We start from the raw sequence: 19,081 nt of genomic DNA on the forward strand, positions 1-19,081 counted from the left end.
CCGGCCACCAACCGGATATATGTCGCCAACAGCGGCAGCAACGCCGTTACGGTGTTCGATGGCGCGACGAACAACCTGACCCTATTCAGCGGGGGGATGAATGCTTTCTCGGTGGACGTCAATCCCTTCACGAACACGGCCTACATCGGCGACACCGCGAATAACACGGTTTCCATCGTTAATGGGGCAAACGACGCGGTCACTTCGGTTCCGGTGGGGCAGCAGACATTTGCAACGCTGGTGAACCCGATCACCAACAAGATTTACGCGCTGAATTTCGGGAGCAACAGCATCACGGTGATTGACGGCGTAACCCAGTACACGGCTACGATAGCGACGGGTAAGTCGCCGGTGACCGGAGTGGTCAATCCGCTCACGGACATGATCTACGCGCTCAACTCCGACGGTATACCACCTGACTGCCGCGCCCTCCATTTCAAAGAACGGCAGCGGGAACTACGTCGTGCAGTTGACGTTCACCAACACGGGTAACGTGACGCTCGAACAGATCGGTTTCACGCTGGCGCAACTCAACTCGGCAAGCGCTCTGCTCCCCGCGCCGATTGCGAGCCTGGCGCCCGGGGCCAACGCGAGCGTACAACTGGTCTTCCCGTCTTCGGCCGGCGCGGATCAATCCGCTGCGCTGCTCAAGGTGGGCGCTCAGTATCTGGCTATGATCCCAGGCGGCTCGCCGCAAAGCGCTCCATTCACGGCGAACTACCGGCTGGTTCTTCCCTAATTACCTCTGCACTTGAACCGTCTGCACTAACAACAGGAGATATGACATGAAACGACTATCGACAGCTGCTTTGCTCATCGTTACGGCGACATTCTGCGCGAGTGCCAGCCCAATCAATATCGAGTTCCCGCAGACGGTCTATGACGTACTTCCCGGCGAACTCGTCGACGTGACCGCGATCCTGCAGAACACGGATCCAAACGACCCGGTGTATCTGAACGGCGACGACCTCAACGTACCGGAGAGTGCAAGCTCGACCGACTTCTTCTTCACCAACGTTCCCATCTCGCTGAATCCGTCAGCATCAACCGCAACCATTGAACTGTTCTCGTTCGTGGTGTCTTCGACCGCGGCGCCGGGAACTTATACGGGCACTTACGATCTTTTCGGCGGGGTGGGGACGGCCGACCAATATAACTTCGACCTGGTTGGTTCGCAGAGCTTCTCGATCTTCGTAGCTCCTGAACCATCGACGATGTTGCTGCTCGGATGCGGGCTGATGGCGATCGCCGCTGTGTCGCAAAGGTGGCGGCGGGCACGCTGCAAGTAAGTGACGGTCAGGTCAGGGTAAGAATCACGGGTTCTTACCCGCTGAATGTTCAATTATTGAATCTGGCTAAATCAGCGAAAAACTCTTTTCACCTTCGAGCCGGCGACTTCGGGTAAGGGCGTGTGTCATGGAAACGAAAGTAAGCGTCATGCCACCACCGCACAAACGTCGCGTGCGGTTCCGAATCAGAAACACGGTATAGGAAGTGAGGGTAAACGTGGAGATCGCAGTTCTTCCACTCCCAGCACCGGCCCCGCTTATTTTCAAATCCGATCAGACAACACTAAGCTCGAAGTAACCGCTAATAGTAGAGGTCAGCCGAGCCCGTTCTGACGGACTGTCTTCGGCCGAGGTGAAGTGGACCGTGATCGGTGGAAACCGAATCGTCCTGACCCACGAAGTTGCTCGTCGCGAAGTGACCAACTCACCGCGCCGTCAAAGCCGGTCGATCGCCGCGAGAACCGATTCCGGCCTGGCCCTCACACGAATATCATCCGTCAGATTCACCCACCGGATTGTGCCGGCCGCGTCAACGAGAAATTCGGCGGGCCGGGCGATGTCTTTGCCTCCCTCGCCGCCCTTCGCGTGTAGCACTCCGTACTGCCGGATCGTCTCGGCCTTGGGATCCGAGAGAAACGGAAACTTGTAGCCCCGTGACTGGCAGAGTTTCTGTGACTCGGCGGGCGAATCGACGCTGATTGCTACAACTTCAACGTCACGCTGATGGAACTCATTGAGGTGCTGCTCGAAACTCCGCAACTCGGAGTTGCAGAACGGTCACCAGTATCCACGATAGAAAACAAGCACAAGCCCCCGATGATTTCTCAAAAGATCAGAGGATGAGATTTCGTTTCCAGCAATATCTGCAAGCACGAATGGCGGTGCTTTTTGGCTCACGCCTAAGGCGGCTTCCGCGGATGGGATCTGCTTCGAGTAGTAAGTAACGCTCGCAACGAAGAGAGCGATCAGGAGGGCACTCAGCGCAGCAAGGATGGAGCCGCTGATCTTTCCACGGTTGCGCTCGGGATCGCGGAATGCCCGCCTGACGCCCGCCGCAATCAGAGCGCTGCCGATTAGGAAAAGAAGATAGGTTGCCCATGGAACGTCGCGGGTCGCGGGGAACAATGCGAAAACGGGGATGTAGCTTACGAGAGCGATAAGGACGACCGCGAATCCCGCCCAGATTAGAATATTCCGACGACGCTTCACGCCACAAACCTCATCACCAGTATAATCGCGAAGTTGTTAGCGCCAGCCCGAAGCGGGCGCCTAGAGGCCGGTGGTCTACACCGGGGTTAGCGAGTTCTTTCTGCAGAGTGTGGTCGCAATCCACCATCAGCTGCTTTCCCTAAAGCTTCCCGGCTCTCTCCTCAAAGTTACTCAATCTCACCCATCCGCCGCAGAAAGGGCTCGATCGTTAAGCCTTGAACGAAGACGGAAAACGCAACTACAGCGAAACTGATAGTCACAATCGTCTCGCGCTGCGGAACGTCACGTGGTAGTCCTAGCGCGAGAGCCAAGGCGACCGCGCCCCGCATCCCCCCAATATAAGACATGCTGATGTACTAAACCGATTGCAAGAGTAATAACGACCCAAACAGCGCGGAAGTCTCGATTCGCCTCATGCATTCCGATCAGTAGAAACACCAGCGAGTTTGCCACGAATGCCGCATACTCCCAAAAGCCGCGGATCGCCGCTTCGCCCCGCCACGTAATCTCGACGAGGTGATCGTCAGTCCTGTCCACCAGCAGACGGGCTCCGACGGCGATCGCGCCGCCACACGGCACGCCCCCGCCAATCGTCCTGTCCTGCCACCAGGGAGATTGCCAGTCCGAATCCAACCGCCGCCGTTCCATCGTTAAAGAGACTTTCGGCTTCAATCAGAACGAGTAAGCGGCCTTGCGCGCGGGATCGGTTGCCGCGATCAAAACCCCGAATAGAATCGCGCTCGACCAACTCCACCCCGCCAAATACTGCATCCCGGCGGCAGGTACCGCGGCGGATACCATTACCCAAAAATTCCGGCGAAGCTGATCCCAATGGAGATAGAACGCCGCCTCAAAAAAGGAGCGGAGGCAGTAGAGCGGTGAAAATGAGATCCTTCGTTAGCTCCACGCGGGGGTGCAAACGGAACGCTATGCCGAATCGTCACACCGCCTAACTTGTTCTTCATGCCCTGCCGGTGATCGCATTCGGCATGGTCTGGGATTCGGATCAAACTTCGGATCGCGCAGTAACCCACGCCCATGGAGCGGCCGGGTGCCGACCGTTGCGTAAGGATTTGTTTCGCGATCTCGGATTGTAAGTAAGCAAAGAGCGGAGATACCGGCGACCCCGCACTTCTCTGGGGGGTGCCGTCGATCCGATGGGCGGCGGGGATGGAACCTCTCAGGTGCATCTTAATAGGTGTTACTTCGTGCTAAATCGTGCTTTGGTTGCATGCCAGCGTGATGTTAGCGCGGGGCTTGCCACGCGTCCTCGAAACGATCTTTCGCGTTTACTCTACCTCAAAACTCATGGAGCTTATTCCGCTTCCGCCTTTAGTCGACACGCTCACCCGGCCCGACACCACACCTTCCGGAACGATCACTGTAATCCGCGTATCCGAGTCTACAGTGAACGAAGAAGTTCCCACCCGCCCGTCCCCGAACGCCACCGTTCTTGCGCCTGTGAAGCTTTCTCCGCGAACCGTCACGGGCGTCCCCGCCTTGCCCGAGGTTGGCGTGATCTGCTGCACCTTCGGCCTCACGCGAAATGGAAGATTCTCCAAGACATTTCCGCTCGGCAGCGTCACCTCGATGTAACCCGTGCTCGCTCCCACCGGCACGGTAACGTCAAGTTGCGTTGGAGAGACTGGGTTAAAGGTTGTGGTAACTCCATTGAAAGACACCCCCGTAGCCTCATCCAGACCCTCGCCCAGGATCGCGACGCCGTCACCCACGACATCCCCGGCCGGCAGCGCTTGGACTTGCGCGGGGAGGCCTGCGGTAACCTCATAGAGCACACCGTCCCCAGTGCCGCCGGCGATCGCCGAGCCATAGAAGTTTCCGTCTACCCCTTGCGTCAAGCCACCCCACGGTTGTCCACCGTCGCCCAGCCTCTGGAAGGAGTAGATCGTCGTCAACTGGCCCGAGAGCGTCAATTGGTACATCGTGCCCCAGCCCGCTCCCGTCCCTCCCGAGTAGGTTGTTCCGTAGAGATTGCGGTCACTGCCCTGCGTCAAGGACCCCTGGGGATATTGGCCGTCTCCTCCGCTGAACGAATAGACCGTCGTCAGCTCGCCGTCGGGCGTAATCTTGAACACCGTTCCCAGGTTCGAAACGCCGCCTGTGTAGGTTGTGCCGTATAGATTGCCATCGACGCTCTGAATCAAACCGCCCTCGGGATTCGAGCCGTCCGCGCAACCCGGCTGCGCGCAGAAGTTGTAAAGAGTGCTGAATTCGCCCGACACTGTAACGCGAAAGATCGTACCCGCGTTATACGCGCCCCCTTGATTGGTCGTTCCGTAGAGGCTTCCATTCGCCGCTAGCAGCAGGGTTCCAAGAGGCTCCGAACCATCCGGCCCGCTAAAAGAGTGCTCCCATAGGAAGCGGCCCGAGGGATCCATGCGGAACGCCGTCCCGCACCCTTGCGCGTCGGTGCAATTCACGCCGCCGTAGCGCGTCGTGCCATAGACATACCCAGCGTAGTCGAGCGCAAGCCCGCCCTCCGGTGCCGCGCCATCCGATCCTCGGAACGTGTGACATAGCGTAAATTGCCCGCCCGCGGAAATCCCGTAGATGGTGCCCTGGCCATATTGCCCGCCGCTACCGGTCGTCACCCATCCACCATCTTGGGTTGTACCGTAGAGGATTCCGCTCGGCGACTGCACGAGTCCGGTCGTCGGATTGGAGCCATCGGCGCAATTTGGCAGGGTGCAGAAACTGTAGATCGTAGCTAACCCTGAGCCTTGCAGCCCCAAGGCATAGATATTGCCGTGACTGTATCCATATTGCCCGGTAACTCCATACAGATTGCCATCAACAGCTTGAACCAGAGGACCCCACGCCGACCCTGGCCCCGCCAACAAGTAAAGGTCTCGAAACGTTGGCCCCGTGCTGTCACCCGCCCACGTGTACCTAATGGCAATTGTCAATAGAAGCAATACACCGGCTATTCGGATCACAGGCGGCTTACGAAGCATTACGGACCTCCGATCCGAAACTGTATCACGCGAGTCTTTACCCCCAGTCGCGCACCGCTCTCGCCAAGGGAAAGACGTGCGTCCAAGCCCACGTCTTCGGATGTACGCTGACCGCTAATAGATCGGCGTGAAGTAAGTCGACGTGAACTCGACCCGAAGACCCGTCGGATTCAGATCCGGCCCTGTATTGTGAACCACGAAGTAAAGGAACCCGATCGAGGAACCGCCAACCGTAGCTGAACCTTGAAACGGAGTCCAGGCCGCCCAGAGACTTGTACCCGAAAACGTTCCGATGGTCCCGCAGGTGCTTAAGCCTGCCGAATGGCTGGAGACGTAGATCGTATCGGGCGAGTCATCCACCAGAAACTTGCCACTCACATTGAGAGTGTAGTCTCCGCTTCCATCGAAAGCCGGGGGAACAGCAAAGGCAGTCACGTAAACATACCAGCCCGGGAGATTCGACGGCCCGCCGGCTGGTTCGATCCACTGTGACTTACCATCATCCGGATTCAACCAAGCGGCGGACGAGACGGCGCTCACGGGAACCGGCAAATAACCGAAATCCTCGATGCAGGGGTCCGGCGGAGCTGAGTTGTAAGAGCCATACGGATATGGCACGGCGATGTCCCAATTTCCATCAACGATCGGACCACCCCCTTCGGAATTTATCGGACTGACTAGCTCCGTTGCCAAGCACGCATCCGGTGGAAGGGCCTTGGCTGTCCGGCCGGTGTTGCAAAGCTGTAACGTCTCTATCTTTTGTGCACGCAGGGAAGCAGGGGAAAGACATAGCGCGCCGCAAAGCAGCGCGCCGCTGAGATAAATGGACCGATGACACATTGTTTTTTGCTCCTGGTTGGCTGGTTACCAGACTAGTATGGCTTGAAGTGTTTCGACTGGCGAGAGGCGCGGGAAGTAAAGGAATCTCCGCACTCGACTCGATCGTCAACAAACAGTTGGCTTGTTATCGCTATTGAAGAAAACGCCACGAAAATCCGTCCTGTGCCGGCGTCCGTTTTCGACTTTCTGAAACCCCGGGAGATTGCCGTCCCATCGATCCATCCGTCCGCCCGGGATCGCGCCTATGTCGAACGCAGGAATGTAAAGGCCGAATACGTCAGCACGTACGGTTTGCGGGGGTCCATCCTGCCTTACAACAACGCGGCATGGGAAAGCTGTCCCTATTCCTGAACTTCCTCATCCCGAAGCGCGTTCCGACGGGATGTGACCCATGTCGGAGGCGCCGTCGGCGTCACCACCACGCTATCGACGCTATCGGCCGGGTCTTCTCCTAAGCACCAACAGCTGGTCAAGATCACTGATCTTGCACCGCAACCTTCCGACGGAAGCCGTTGTTACAATTCATTGAATAACCTTGATTTCAATATCCTTTGAATTCGTTCAAATCGGCAGTAGGATTGATGGGCGCTGCAAGGCGGGATGAGAGTCCGAATCTGACAAGCGCCGATGAGGCAGAACTCCCACTGACGGCTGGGGCTTCGCCGGGTCGCGTCTTTTGGATCACTGGGTTGTCGGGCGCCGGTAAGACAACGGTGGGCCGCGAGCTATGGAGTCGACTGCGCGCCGCCGGCCGCCCCGCCACCTTCCTCGATGGCGACGCGCTCCGTAAGACAATTTCCGAAGATCTCGGTTACAGCGAGAACGACCGGCGGCGGTCGGCGATGCGCAACGCATGGCTGTGCCGCTTACTGCGTGAGCAGGGGGATGTTGTTTGCGCGACCGTCTCGATGTTTCACGAGGTGCAGCGTTGGAATCGGGAGAACATCCCCGGCTACATCGAGATTTACCTTCGTGTTCCCACAGACGAACTTCGGCGGCGAGATAGTAAAGGCCTCTACGCGGCGGCTGCCGGCGGTAATCTACGCGACGTCGTCGGGATTGATCTGTTGGCGGAAACTCCCGAGTCACCCGATCTGGTCATCGATAATTATGGCGCCAACTATGGCGACAGTCATGGCGCGATCAACGTTGCCGCAGCGGTCGAGCGCATATTGGCGGTAAGTGCGGGCCGTAATGGCGCAGAGGCTACAAAGGATCGTGTCGACTTCAAAACCAAGGCTGAATGCCTTGAAGCTCTAGCGCCCCTGCTGCGTAGTGGACGTATTCTGCCTCAAGTCCGATTCTCTGTTAGCGATTGGCGGTCGGACAGCGCGCACTGCCTCGCGGAGATCGCGGCTGCGCCTTGGGGCTCAGACCGCGTCATCGTGCGAAGCAGTGCCCGTGCGGAGGACGCAGGAGCGCGGAACTCTCAGGCGGGAAGGTACACCTCCGTACTCGATGTGGCCGGCAGTGAGTCGGTAGCGCGCGCAGTTGAACGGGTGATTGCCTCGTTTGGTCCGGAAGAAAGCGGAGACGACCAGGTCTTCGTGCAGCCCTTGCTGGAGCGCGTCGTTATGGCCGGGGTCGCCTTCTCGCGAAGTCCGAGCGGTGGCCCGTATTTCGTAATCAATTACGACGACCACTCCGGCTCTACCAATCGCGTGACCTCCGGCGTTGGCGAAGATCTCAGGACGTTCATCTGCCTGAGATCCCGGCCTGATCTCTGCCCGGCGTTGCTGCGGCCCGTCCTCGATCTCATCCAAGAACTTGAAACGCTGCTGGGGGGCGGTGCGATTGACGTGGAATTTGCCGTCAGCGACGACGGCCAGCTCTACCTTCTGCAAGTGCGTCCCCTTAGCGTCGATTACCCGCAGACACCGGATAGCAACGTGGACGCCGCGCTCGTAGAAATCGCGCGGAAGATCGAGAAACTGAGTTGCGCGCATCCTTACTTGCATGGCAGCCGAGCGATTTTTGGAGTGATGCCGGACTGGAATCCCGCCGAAATCATCGGCGTCCGGCCGAGGCCGTTATCCTTATCGCTCTATCGCGAACTCATCACGGACGCGATCTGGGCCTATCAACGGGATAACTATGGGTACAAGAATCTTCGGAGCTTCCCGCTGCTAGTCAGCTTTCACGGACTTCCTTACATCGACGTACGTGTCAGCTTCAATTCGTTCGTACCGCGGCACGTACCGGATGAACTCGCGGGACGGCTGGTCAACTACTACATTGATCGCCTTCTTGCCGAGCCGCATCTCCATGACAAAGTCGAGTTTGAAATCATTTTCTCGTGCTACACCCTTGACTTGCCGGGGCGCCTGGTTAGGCTTACCGACGAGGGATTTTCCGATGCGGATATTACCGTACTCTCCGACGCATTGCGACATCTCACGAACCGGATCACGCACGGCGAAACCGCTCTCTGGCGGCAAGATCGCGCCAAAATCGATGAGCTGGCGCGCCGGTTTTCGATAATCCGCGATTCGGAGATCGATAAGATCAGTCGCATTTACTGGCTCATCGAGGATTGCAAGCGATACGGAACGCTACCGTTTGCCGGTCTGGCGCGGGCAGGTTTTATTGCGGTTCAACTTCTTCAATCGTTAGTCGCGGTAGGCGTTCTCAGCGCCGACGAAAGCGCGACATTCATGGCGAGTGTCGATTCCGTCGGGTCGCGCATCGGGCGGGATTTTGGGCGACTGTCAAAGGCAGACTTCCTTGCCAAGTACGGCCATCTCCGGCCGGGGACTTACGACATCCTTTCACCGAGATATGACGAAGCGCCGGATCTGTATTTTGATTGGTCAAGCGTTCGGCAGACGGAGAGCCCGCCACCGCGCTTTTCCCTTTCCATCGAGCAATTACGCCATATCGAGCGGCTGCTAAAGGAACATCAGCTCGACATCGACCCGTTAAGTTTCATCGAGTTCATTAAGGCCGGTATCGAAGGCCGCGAACACGCAAAATTCGTGTTCACGAGAAGCCTCAGCTTCGCGCTGTCTCTAATTGAGCGTCTGGGTGAGGAGTACGGTTTGACCGCCCAGGATTGTGCTTATCTCAGCTACGACGTTGTCCGCGCGCTGTATAGCGAGAGCGGGTCGGTGCGTGAAGCGTTGCTGGAAAGTATGTCGCGCGGCAAAGAGCGACACGCGCTCACGCAGAATCTAATACTCCCTCCTATGATCTCGTCGCCCGACGAGGTATTCGCATTTCACCTTCCGCAGACCCAACCTAACTTCGTTACGCGCAAGAGCGTCACGGCGTCAGTGGCTTCAGTCGGCGATGCACCCGAAAGCTTCGCCGGACGGATTCTTTTCGTACCCAGCGCCGACCCCGGTTTCGATTGGATCTTCAGTCGCGGCATCAGCGGCTTCGTGACTCAGTTCGGCGGGGCCAACTCGCATATGGCGATCCGCGCCGGTGAACTCGACATACCCGCTGTGATCGGCGCCGGAGAGTCCCTGTTCGGGCGTTGGCAGATGGCGCGACTGTTGTGCCTCGACTGCCCGAATCAGAAAGTCGAGGTCATCGCATGAAGCGGGTGGCAGTGACTCAGCGAGTATCGTTAGTTCCAGAACGCGGCGAGCGCCGCGACTGCCTGGATCAAGCGTGGACGAGGTTTCTGTCCGCGTGCGACTTGCTACCGGTGCTGCTCCCTAACGTTACCGAGGCGGCTCTCGCGCTATGCGAACCGGACGGCGTGAGCGGCGTGGTGTTGACCGGGGGGAACGATCTCGCGGCCTTGGGAGGAGACAGTCCGGAACGCGATACCGTTGAGAAGGCGCTGCTGGATCTAGCCCAGGAACGCAGTCTGCCGGTTCTCGGCATTTGTCGCGGCATGCAGGCGATCCAACAGCGTTTTGCTGTTCCGCTAAGGCGGGTAGATGGCCATGTAACACCACGCCAGGTGATCCGGATCAACGGCGGCCTTCGGGAGGTTAACAGCTACCATCGCTTTGCCGCATTCGAAACCCGCGCGCCGCTTGAGGTCTGGGCCGTCGCCAATGATGGTGTCGTCGAAGCTGTTCGCCATTCCACGCAGCCTGTGACTGGGATCATGTGGCACCCGGAGCGTTGCTCTCCGTTCGCCGCGGAGGACGTGCTTCTGTTCCGCGATTCTTTTGCCGTGAAATGAAGCCCGTAATGATGCGCGGGCTGATTCTTGCCGCGGGCCGCGGCAGCCGCATGGGACATCTCACCGACGCATTGCCGAAATGCCTGATCGAACTCGAAGGCGAGCCGCTGATCGCGCGTCAAATCGCGGCGCTCACGCGGGGCGGGGTCGACGAAATCGGCGTAGTCAGAGGCTACCGTGCCGAGATGGTCGAACTACCCGGTGTCTCCTACTTCGCGAACGAGCAATGGGCCGAAACCAATATGGTGATGTCGCTTGTCGCAGCTGCCCCCTGGTTGCGTGCCGGACCGGTGGTCGTCAGCTATGGGGACATCTTCTACCGAAGCGAGTTGGTGCGAGGTCTGGCCGCCGCTCCGGGCCGCTTGGTAATTAGTTACGACCGGGCGTGGCGTCGTCTGTGGACGCTGCGTTTTGCCGATCCGTTAGCCGACGCCGAAACCTTCCGCGTTAATGCTGCAGGCGAGCTGGTGGAAATCGGCGGCAAGACGACGCGCTTCGAAGAGATTGAGGGGCAATATATGGGACTGTTGAAATTCACTCCGCCCGCGTGGACTTCGGTCGAGGCGCTGCTCAGTACTCTGAACGAGGAGACTCGCAACAACCTCGATATGACAGGATTGCTGAATCGATTGCTCGCAACAAAGGAATTTCCGATCGGCGCTTTCGGCGCTGCAGGTAACTGGGGCGAGATCGATAATCCGGAAGATGTGGCGCTGTACCGGAAGATGGTAAGTGACGGGGAACTCGTGCTTGAGGAGCCCCTGCCATGACGAAAACAGCGATGAAGCACGGAGACTTCACGGGCCTAGCCGGAGACTACGCGAGGTTTCGGCCGGGCTATGCGCCCCAAGTGGGGACCGCCGTTCTCAGTTACGTTGGACGCGAGTTGGCGGGCATCGACGCGGTTGACATCGGCGCCGGCACAGGTATTTGGACGCGTTCACTCGCGGCGCGAGGTTTGCGTTCCGTGCTCGCCGTGGAACCCAATGACGACATGCGCGCGCAAGGTATCGAGGGCTCGCGCGATACCAACATCGTCTGGCGAAAAGGATCCGCTGAAGCCACCGGTTTGCCAGACCGTTCAGCCGATCTGGTGAGCATGGCCTCCTCGCTCCATTGGGCCGATTTCGATCAAGCGTGCGATGAGTTTCATCGCATCCTGCGGCCGGGCGGCGTCTTTGCGGCTCTTTGGAATCCGCGCTTAATCGAGGTGAATCCGCTGCTCGTCGAGATCGAAGCGCAGATTTCTTTACTTAAGCCAGGCATCGAGCGTGTATCCTCCGGCCGATCTGGACTCACCGAGCGGCTGACCGACATGTTGAGCGCCAAGCCGCAATTTTCTGAGGTGCTCTACCTTGAAGGCAGGCACTCCGTTCACCAGACGCCGGCGCAGTACCTGGGAGTATGGCGCTCGGTGAACGATCTTCAAGTGCAATTAGGTCCTGAACTCTTCGAGAGATTCCTGAATTTCATCGAGAACCGAATCGCCGATGTGAAGTCGATCGAGACGACCTACCTGACTCGGGCGTGGGCGGTGCGCCGGGCGTAACGTCCAGTCAAGCCGCTGACTTATAGCCCATTCTCTCGATCCTTCGTTTCGTTACGACACTTAGCCCGTTGAGGAAATTTCTGAAATTATGAACTTTCTGTCTAACCTCTAGATATCCGTAAGCCTTCGTTCGCGGGTGATTTACGCGCAAGCCCCTCAAATCGAGATCGACAGACATGACTCCGGCGATCTTAGTAAGTTCGACGAGCGGATCAATTATGAAGTCCTCAAGACGTAAGGCGAGCGAAGCGCTTTCAAGATGAAGCTCAGTCTCCTCAACAAATTCATCGAATGAAAGAAATCGCGGATGTACGGCTGCGAAGAACTTAGGGTCACCCTCGGCGAAGGACTGGAACTCGGGAAAATTCTTCTCTAAGTCGGCACACAGATGATCGATGTTTTGGTAAACCTGTGAGATTCCGGAGACTTGCCTGTTCTCCCGAATAAAGGTGCGCCACCAAATCCAGTTCGTCAGCAAGGAATCGAAGGGATGCCGGTAAACAAAAACCGACTCTGCAAATCCCGATCTGACGGCCTCGTTTATACGGCTCGTTAACTCAGGACGGGCCTGACCGTAAGAGAGATATTTGTTTGTGGCGTGGCCGCTGTAAATCATCGGGGTCGGACCCGGATGTAAACGGATAGTGTCTCGAAAGTACTTCGTCCGCTCGCCAATGTGCTCTAATATCAACTCGTTGACATAGAGGCGTCCGGTGCCGAACAATCCGATAATGTAAATTGTTTTTTCGGTCTCTAGGCCCGTGTCGATATAAAGTCGGGAGTCATGGGGGAGGCGCTTACTCAAGACGTTTTCGATTGCATCGCTTGGTACTCCCAAATTCGCGCCTTGCGATAGAATTCCTGGCGCCTGGATCTGACGGGATAAGAGCGCAAGCTGCTCTTGAATTGACTCCCTGAACATGGCGTTCGCCTTCTCTGCCTGCGCCAGACGCGATTCCAGGGCCGCCATGTTCCTGGCAAGGTGCCCCATCGCGTTCATGTTCATCGAAGCGTGGTCAAGGGCTGTGACGATTTCTTGCAATGACCGAGCCACGGCGGCATTGAAACGACGCAAGGGCCTCGTATACCACGCGAACAGGCGCGCACGCACCCTCCTACCGATCTGAATGAGCCAGCTATACCAACCTCGCGGGAGTGGATCGATTCCCCCGACATCGTTATTGAGTTCGCCCAAAGCGGCTGTTTCACGGCGCAGTTCGTCGAAGTCATAGGGCCAGAAATAGAGAGCCGGGGGCCTGTTGAATCGGTTCGGATACATATCACTGTTGTTTTGGGCGAGAATCACGGATCGTGTTCGATAACCTGGCACAATTCATATCGCTAGTATGCACGGTCGCAAACCTCAGCTCACCGGATTGGCGGCTGCTTACTACTTATGGCCGCAAATCATAACCGATTTTCTCAATGCGTCTTTTGGTCTCGGCATCCAGGCCATCGATGAAGTCTCTGAATTGGGGAACCCCGTCTCTAACAGCCCGATAGCCGAAAGGCTTCGACTTCGGAGGGATTACATAGGAACGGCTCAAATCGACATCAACCGACATGACTTCAGCGATCTTAGAGAACTCCCTGGATGCATTGATCATGAAATCCTCAAGGCGCAACGTGAGCGTGGCGGAATTGAAATGAAGTTCAGTCTCCTCAACAAACTCCCGGAAAGACAGAAATCGCAGGCCTGGTTCGCCCTCAAAGAAACCAGGGTCGCCTTCAGCGAAGCTCTTGAATTCGAGAAAGTTCCGGTCGAGATCAAGACATAGCTCGTCCGTGTTTTCATAACGCTGCGCAATGCCGGAGATCGATCTGTGGTCGCGAATGTATGTTCGCCACCAAACCCAATTGGTCAATACCGAGTCGAGGGGATGACGATAGGCAAAAATGAGATCGGCAAATCTTGACTCGACCGCCCCTAAGATGCGGTTCATCACCGGCGGCAGCTCCTGGGCCCGCGAGACGTATTTCATCGTGGCGTGGCCGCTGTAGATCATCGGTGTCGGGCCGGGATGCAGGCGAACTGTATCTCTAAAATACTTACTCCTTTCTCCGATATTCTGAACCACCACTTCGTTAATATATCGGCGTCCGGTACCGAACAGACCGATGATGTAGGCGGTTCGCTCTTTGACGTGGTTCGTATCGATCCGATGCCGGACATCCTGACGCGCAAGGCTCCAGTCTATTTCCATCATTTGCTCGTGCAATAAGTCGAGCTGTTCTTGCACGGACACGGCCGCCGCCGCGCGCTTCTTCTCGGACTGCTCCAACCGCGCTTCAAGAGCAGTCACGCTCATCGCAAGGTGCTCGATCGCAACTGTGTTCTTGCCGATCACATCAGGAGGCGTCATGTTCGCGGAAAGGTGCGAGAGCGCCCACTCGATTCGCTTGAGCAATTGACTTACGGCGGTGACGAATTCGAGCAAGGGCCGGGTATACCAGCCCAACCCGCGGGCAAGCAATTTCTTAAAACCTTGAAGTAAGTCGTTGTGCCAGCCGGGAAGCCGCGGATTGACGATCCCTACGGCGCTGCTAAGTCCCTCAAGGGTATTGGCCATGCGGCGTAGTTCATTGAAGTCATAGAGTTCCCACCCGTCATCGGTCCAGCGGACAAACTGCGCGTCGTTCATATGACCGAGAATGGCTGCGACGGCGAGTACGGGCGGTGGTTCGGGCACACGTTGGACGAGGAGTGCGGCGATGTTCGGCGTAGTACGCGGCAAGTCTGTTCCGACAAACTCCATGAGGCAGAGCGCCTTGACCACGCGGGGCGCCATTCCCGGGTAGTCCTTGTCGCCCTCGAAGCGTCGTCCAATCGCAAGAATGTCATTCCGCTTCTCACGCGGAAGAGCCGATTCAACGGCTTCATACATCTTGTCGAGGCTGACCAGAGCGCCGATAGGCTGAGCGGCCAGCTGCATCCGGTGCGACTCGAAGATTTGGAGACATCTGTTGACGACACGGCTGTCACTGCCGCCGATCCCGGCCGCGATATCCTTGGCCAGATCGACCAAGTGAGGAAGATACGGATAACAGTTGACAAACTGTTCCTCGTCGAACTCCGTGCGCCGAGAGCACCGCTCCAGGGCGATACTCTGAAGCAGCGAAGCACCAAACTCTCGATAGAGTGTCTTAAGAATCGATTCCCGATTCGCCTCTGTCATTAGCACAGGACGGACCGCAAGCTTGCTCGCGTCTCAGTGAAGATCCAAGGCCGATCCCGCCGTTGACCGCGGCTGCGTTTTGTCATTTACGTAATGTACGTGTTCGACGGCGAAAGTTCAAGCAACCGCCTCATGGATTGCTGAACGAGCGTCTCAAAGTTAGTTGCCGAGCCCTGTAAACGGAATCGAAAACAGAAGCGTTTCCGATCCGCTCCAACTGGTTCCGTCAGGAAAAGATGGTGATCTTGATTCAAACCAGTCCCCCGATTGCGTGGCGATCATACGGCCCTCGATTAATCCCAATTCAAGTCTGCGACTGAGCAGGAAAACGCTCGCAATCTGCCCGGCCCCGTTCCTCCGGCCCGAGGACATACTACAAGCCTGGTCAAGTTCTTGCGAATTCACGAATAGCTGTTGTACCGTTTGTTGGCGACGGCTTTCGCTTCTGATCGGCGTCCGCTGCCAAAACCATGCCGGAGACGATGTGCCTGAGGGATCTGAATTCCGGCTGCTGATAAGATCATGGCCACTAAAGATCCCTAGTAGGTTTGCCCACGTCTTTATTCCCACATTGTTCCAGGCTTCGGCGGCGGAGTTAGCATAGGGCGACCCAGCCATAGAGTATGCGCCTGGCCCATAGCCGTCCGTCCTTTGAAATTGCGTTCCATTCGTGGTCAGCCACGCATGAGTCGTGATATAACATTCGCAATCCGGATTGGCTGACATAACGTCGTAGGCCCAGGACCAGACGGCGTTGCCCGCGAAGAAATCCATCGCTAGAAATAGAAGTCTTGTGCCCGAGATATCGAACTTTACTGCCGTATTGGCTCCGGTAGTGTCGTAGGAAGCTACCCAGTAAGCCGCGTCCCCGTCACCAAGAGAGATACCGGAGCCATAGACTCGAGAACGGTTCCGCGCGGAGAAAAAGCCCGTCGAGAATTGCGCGCCCAGGTTACTCCGTGAAGAAGGGCTGCCGGAATAATCGTGATTTCCCGGAGGTGTGATAAACGCAATGCCGTTCTTGTCAAGAGTGGCCCAGGCGGCCTGCGCGTTTGCGAACTCATTACCCGTGGCGGAGTTCACGCAATCGCCGACGCCCACGACGGTCTTGATATTAGCCCTGAAGGAAGGAGGGCTGGACGTGAGGGCAATATTCTTGTGATCTACGATCCACCTCATCATCGCAGCGTAATAGCCGCCGAGCTTATCCGGGCACGATGCGGCAAGGTACTGGGGATCGGGAATAATTACTATGGTGAAGTCAGCGCCCGGCACAGATCGAACACCTTTGAGGCGCGATGCCCCGGCGCCGACGAGCCCGCTAAGTAGAGACGCGCTGAATCCTCTCCTGGTAATCGGTTTCAACAGTTGTGCTCCATCTTACCGCGTGTCCAGGAATCGCCAGCCGTCGCCGATCGGCCTTGCATGGTGATGCAGGCGTGTCTCCGGAAGAGTAGTTTATGCTGAAAGTGGTGCGCGGTGTCGCTTGGAGATCGTTGCTTCTGTTCATGGCGGCTGTTTGGGCCGCCGCCGCGCAAAGCTGGGATTCCAGCGGAAATGGATTGCTGAATGGCACTTACTACTTCCGCCAGGTCATGTGGCTCGGCGGTTATAATTCCGCCAATGATCTTCCGGAAACCATAGCGATCTACGGCAACATCGTTTTCGATGGTAATGGAACCTATATTGTCACCGCGCAGGCTTACGACGGGGCCGAAAACGCGGTCACATCGATTAGTGGCTCCGGCGCCTACACCATCGCGGCCAGCGGCTACGGTTACATGTCCACACCTCTCAAATTCGTCTACCCGCAATTTGAAGGCGATGAGATCAATGTGCTGGTATCTCCATCCCAAGTCATGGTTGGGAGCACGACAGATAATCGCACCGGTTACAACGACCTGTTCGTTGCGGCGCAAGCTCCGACATCGGCGCCTTCGCTGCAGGGGACATTTTCCGTTATCGGTGTAGGTATTCCCGCTCTGACCCTTGACTTGAACCACACGCGGGCTTACTCGTTTACTATGACCGGCACCGGCAGCACCGTCGCCACCACGGCTCTCAGCGGGGCTCTCGGGTTGAACACTACAGCAATGACGCAGCCGGCTTTCTCCGGGGTCCAGTATTCTGCCATTGCCGGCGGTGCGGCTGTGACATTCGGTAACGAGTTGACGACCGCCGATCTTGATACGAACCTGATGTCCGGCACCAAATACTTCTATTTCTCGCCCGATGGCAATTTCTTTTTCGGTGGCGATCCCGAGGATACCGACTTCATCGTCGGCGTGCGCCAGGGCTCCAGCGGTTCCTTCGCTGCGCAAAATTCGTACTACGCAGGCGGTATCTTTCAGGACGACTCCCAGGTCAGCATCTGCGGCTGTACGTGGCTGAACAGCACCTATGGCGGATATCACTTCCTCACCGGCGCCAATAACGGGGAGATTTTGGCGCATCAGCGGGATAACGTTGTGGGCCCACCACGCGGCAGTTTCACCGACGACTACATATACTCCGATCTGCCGGGACTGGCGAGCATCGATTTCTACAACCAATACGTGTTCGGCCCGGGTGGCACATTCGGGATCGGCTTTGCGAATGTGGGCTACGGATTCCTCGGGATCGAGGTCCTTATGGAGGCGCCCAACTACACGTCGGCTCCTACTTCCGCGCCTTATATCTATCCGACCGGCATCGTAAACGCAGGCTCCTTCGCTCCCTTCACCGCGGAGTTCGCGCCCGGGGAATACATCTCGATTTTCGGGGCCAACCTGGCAACCACAACGGCGGCGAACCCCACTCTCCCCACTAGCTTGGGTGGCGTGCAAGTGCTGGTGAATGGAGTTGCGACGGAGGTTCCTTACGTCAGCCCCGGCCAAGTCAACGCAGTGATTCCGCTGGGCATCGACACCAGTATCGCCTCGATTCAGGTAGTCAACAGTTTGGGAGCATCGAACACAGTAAGTAACTACGTCGGGGACACCCAATTCGGCATATTCAACGGTGCAACTTCCGCGCCAGCCGTATTCCACGCCAACAATACGATCGTCAGCGCTTCGAACCCAGCCGCGGCCGGGGAGGAATTGGCGATTTATCTGACGGGACTTGGCACACTGGACACCTCGGGCAATGCCACCAACCTCAGCTACATGACAGTCGATTTCTCGGGGGTGGCAGGTACCGTCGACTACGCCGGCATTGAGCCGGGAACCCCACTCGCGGTTGGGGCCGCATACCAGATGAACGTGACCGTGCCGAGCGGAGCGATCTCCGGGTTGAATCATCTGGATATCGGAGGACTGGCCAGCTACAACGGCGAAACGCTCCTTTGCGTTACCAGTTGTACTGACTCCTCGCTTGGAAGCGAGGTCAGGCGCCGGAGAGCTAAAACCACCCGATCCGCCGTGCGGCCTCGCTTCCCTGATTCGCCGAGGGTCGTGTTCCCGCCAGCTCGGGCACCTGCCCCCGAAGCGGCGCTCGCACCTGCTCCGTGACCGGCGGAGGACAGCGGCGGAAGCGCTCCGTCCGATCAGACTCCGTCGCCGCTCACGAATCATCAAATTTCGCAATCGCACAACGTCTCACTTTCGGGGTTCACTCCATTTGACGGGTTCAAATCTGGGTTCCCAGGGTTCAAACCTAGGTTTTCCGGGTTCAAATCCGGGTTCCCCGGGTTCGTTTTTTTTGATGAAGTGCATTGTTTTCAATAACTCCCCAGGTTCGTTTCGCTATTTTTTGCTGCTTGAAGCTTTTTAGCCGCGGATCGACGCGGATGAACACGGATGTCCCTCTGCACGGATTGTAGCGGGTGGTTTTGGCGCGGACCGGGGGCGGTGGGGGGATTTTGGGCGTAAGGTGTTGGAACGGTGGGCTGAAATAAAGTTTGGGGTTTGGGGAATCACAGG

General features: G+C 57.4%; 19 protein-coding genes and 1 pseudogene. 9 read left to right on the plus strand and 11 right to left on the minus strand.

Annotation, left to right across the window (positions count from 1 at the left end):
- The 3 genes from H1Y01_RS17930 to H1Y01_RS17940 all read left to right on the plus strand — a co-directional run.
- Positions 1-492: YncE family protein (locus H1Y01_RS17930; protein ID WP_180541972.1), on the plus strand; the 492-nt coding region annotated here is incomplete at its 5' end.
- Positions 464-739 carry a hypothetical protein gene (locus H1Y01_RS17935; protein WP_180541974.1) on the plus strand — a complete coding sequence of 92 codons (276 nt, stop codon included), beginning with the start codon at positions 464-466 and terminating at the stop codon, positions 737-739. The genes H1Y01_RS17930 and H1Y01_RS17935, both read left to right, overlap by 29 nt.
- A gap of 46 nt (positions 740-785) precedes the next feature.
- On the plus strand, positions 786-1,289 hold the full coding sequence (locus H1Y01_RS17940) for a PEP-CTERM sorting domain-containing protein (protein ID WP_180541976.1): 504 nt from the start codon (positions 786-788) through the stop codon (positions 1,287-1,289).
- Between the two features lie 435 nt (positions 1,290-1,724).
- Here H1Y01_RS17940 and H1Y01_RS17945 read toward each other — a convergent pair.
- The 7 genes and pseudogenes from H1Y01_RS17945 to H1Y01_RS17970 form a co-directional block, all read right to left on the minus strand.
- Positions 1,725-2,054, minus strand: a pseudogene (locus H1Y01_RS17945) (peroxiredoxin family protein); the annotation flags it as partial.
- Between the two features lie 12 nt (positions 2,055-2,066).
- The gene (locus tag H1Y01_RS17950; RefSeq protein WP_180541980.1) at positions 2,067-2,498 is read right to left on the minus strand and encodes a hypothetical protein; all 432 of its coding nucleotides are present in this window, start codon (positions 2,496-2,498) and stop codon (positions 2,067-2,069) included.
- 167 nt (positions 2,499-2,665) lie between these two features.
- The gene (locus H1Y01_RS20165; protein WP_180541982.1) at positions 2,666-2,845 is read right to left on the minus strand and encodes a cation:proton antiporter domain-containing protein; all 180 of its coding nucleotides are present in this window, start codon (positions 2,843-2,845) and stop codon (positions 2,666-2,668) included.
- The gene (locus tag H1Y01_RS17960; RefSeq protein WP_180541970.1) at positions 2,781-3,146 is read right to left on the minus strand and encodes a hypothetical protein; all 366 of its coding nucleotides are present in this window, start codon (positions 3,144-3,146) and stop codon (positions 2,781-2,783) included. Before H1Y01_RS17960 ends, H1Y01_RS20165 begins: the two co-directional genes overlap by 65 nt.
- Before the next feature lie 24 nt (positions 3,147-3,170).
- Positions 3,171-3,299, minus strand: coding sequence for a hypothetical protein (locus tag H1Y01_RS19770; protein ID WP_257644473.1), 129 nt, complete (start codon positions 3,297-3,299; stop codon positions 3,171-3,173).
- A gap of 488 nt (positions 3,300-3,787) precedes the next feature.
- A complete protein-coding gene (locus H1Y01_RS17965) occupies positions 3,788-5,425 on the minus strand; it encodes a choice-of-anchor tandem repeat GloVer-containing protein (protein ID WP_180541984.1) in 1,638 nt (545 codons plus the stop codon).
- A gap of 162 nt (positions 5,426-5,587) precedes the next feature.
- Positions 5,588-6,091, minus strand: a complete 504-nt coding sequence (locus H1Y01_RS17970; protein WP_180541986.1) for a hypothetical protein — start codon at positions 6,089-6,091, stop codon at positions 5,588-5,590.
- A 384-nt stretch (positions 6,092-6,475) separates the two neighbouring features.
- Between H1Y01_RS17970 and H1Y01_RS17975 the strand changes: the two genes are divergently transcribed.
- The 5 genes from H1Y01_RS17975 to H1Y01_RS17995 all read left to right on the plus strand — a co-directional run bounded on the left by H1Y01_RS17975 (position 6,476) and on the right by H1Y01_RS17995 (position 12,003).
- On the plus strand, positions 6,476-6,664 hold the full coding sequence (locus H1Y01_RS17975) for a hypothetical protein (RefSeq protein WP_180541988.1): 189 nt from the start codon (positions 6,476-6,478) through the stop codon (positions 6,662-6,664).
- A gap of 230 nt (positions 6,665-6,894) precedes the next feature.
- On the plus strand, positions 6,895-9,855 hold the full coding sequence (locus H1Y01_RS17980; RefSeq protein ID WP_180541990.1) for an adenylyl-sulfate kinase: 2,961 nt from the start codon (positions 6,895-6,897) through the stop codon (positions 9,853-9,855).
- On the plus strand, positions 9,852-10,454 hold the full coding sequence (locus H1Y01_RS17985) for a gamma-glutamyl-gamma-aminobutyrate hydrolase family protein (RefSeq protein ID WP_180541992.1): 603 nt from the start codon (positions 9,852-9,854) through the stop codon (positions 10,452-10,454). The genes H1Y01_RS17980 and H1Y01_RS17985 overlap by 4 nt, the downstream gene beginning before the upstream one ends.
- Positions 10,451-11,224 (plus strand): NTP transferase domain-containing protein, encoded by a 774-nt coding sequence (locus H1Y01_RS17990; protein WP_219341671.1) that lies wholly within the window; start codon positions 10,451-10,453, stop codon positions 11,222-11,224. Before H1Y01_RS17985 ends, H1Y01_RS17990 begins: the two co-directional genes overlap by 4 nt.
- Complete coding sequence (locus H1Y01_RS17995; protein ID WP_219341672.1) at positions 11,221-12,003, plus strand: class I SAM-dependent methyltransferase; 783 nt, start codon at positions 11,221-11,223, stop codon at positions 12,001-12,003. The genes H1Y01_RS17990 and H1Y01_RS17995 overlap by 4 nt, the downstream gene beginning before the upstream one ends.
- A 7-nt stretch (positions 12,004-12,010) precedes the next feature.
- Here H1Y01_RS17995 and H1Y01_RS18000 read toward each other — a convergent pair whose 3' ends face one another.
- From H1Y01_RS18000 to H1Y01_RS18010, 3 genes are all read right to left on the minus strand, one after another.
- A complete protein-coding gene (locus H1Y01_RS18000) occupies positions 12,011-13,309 on the minus strand; it encodes a hypothetical protein (protein WP_180541994.1) in 1,299 nt (432 codons plus the stop codon).
- A gap of 88 nt (positions 13,310-13,397) precedes the next feature.
- Positions 13,398-15,179 (minus strand): hypothetical protein, encoded by a 1,782-nt coding sequence (locus tag H1Y01_RS18005; protein WP_180541996.1) that lies wholly within the window; start codon positions 15,177-15,179, stop codon positions 13,398-13,400.
- Positions 15,180-15,338: 159 nt separating this feature from the next.
- Positions 15,339-16,544, minus strand: a complete 1,206-nt coding sequence (locus tag H1Y01_RS18010) for a hypothetical protein (protein ID WP_180541998.1) — start codon at positions 16,542-16,544, stop codon at positions 15,339-15,341.
- A gap of 95 nt (positions 16,545-16,639) precedes the next feature.
- Here H1Y01_RS18010 and H1Y01_RS18015 point away from each other — a divergent pair, with 95 nt between their 5' ends.
- Positions 16,640-18,670, plus strand: a complete 2,031-nt coding sequence (locus tag H1Y01_RS18015; protein ID WP_180542000.1) for a hypothetical protein — start codon at positions 16,640-16,642, stop codon at positions 18,668-18,670.
- Between the two features lie 160 nt (positions 18,671-18,830).
- Here H1Y01_RS18015 and H1Y01_RS19635 read toward each other — a convergent pair.
- Positions 18,831-19,081: hypothetical protein (locus tag H1Y01_RS19635; protein ID WP_219341673.1), on the minus strand; the 251-nt coding region annotated here is incomplete at its 5' end.

The organism is Nevskia soli (assembly GCF_903970205.1).
Taxonomy (GTDB): Bacteria; Acidobacteriota; Terriglobia; order Bryobacterales; family Bryobacteraceae; genus Bog-113.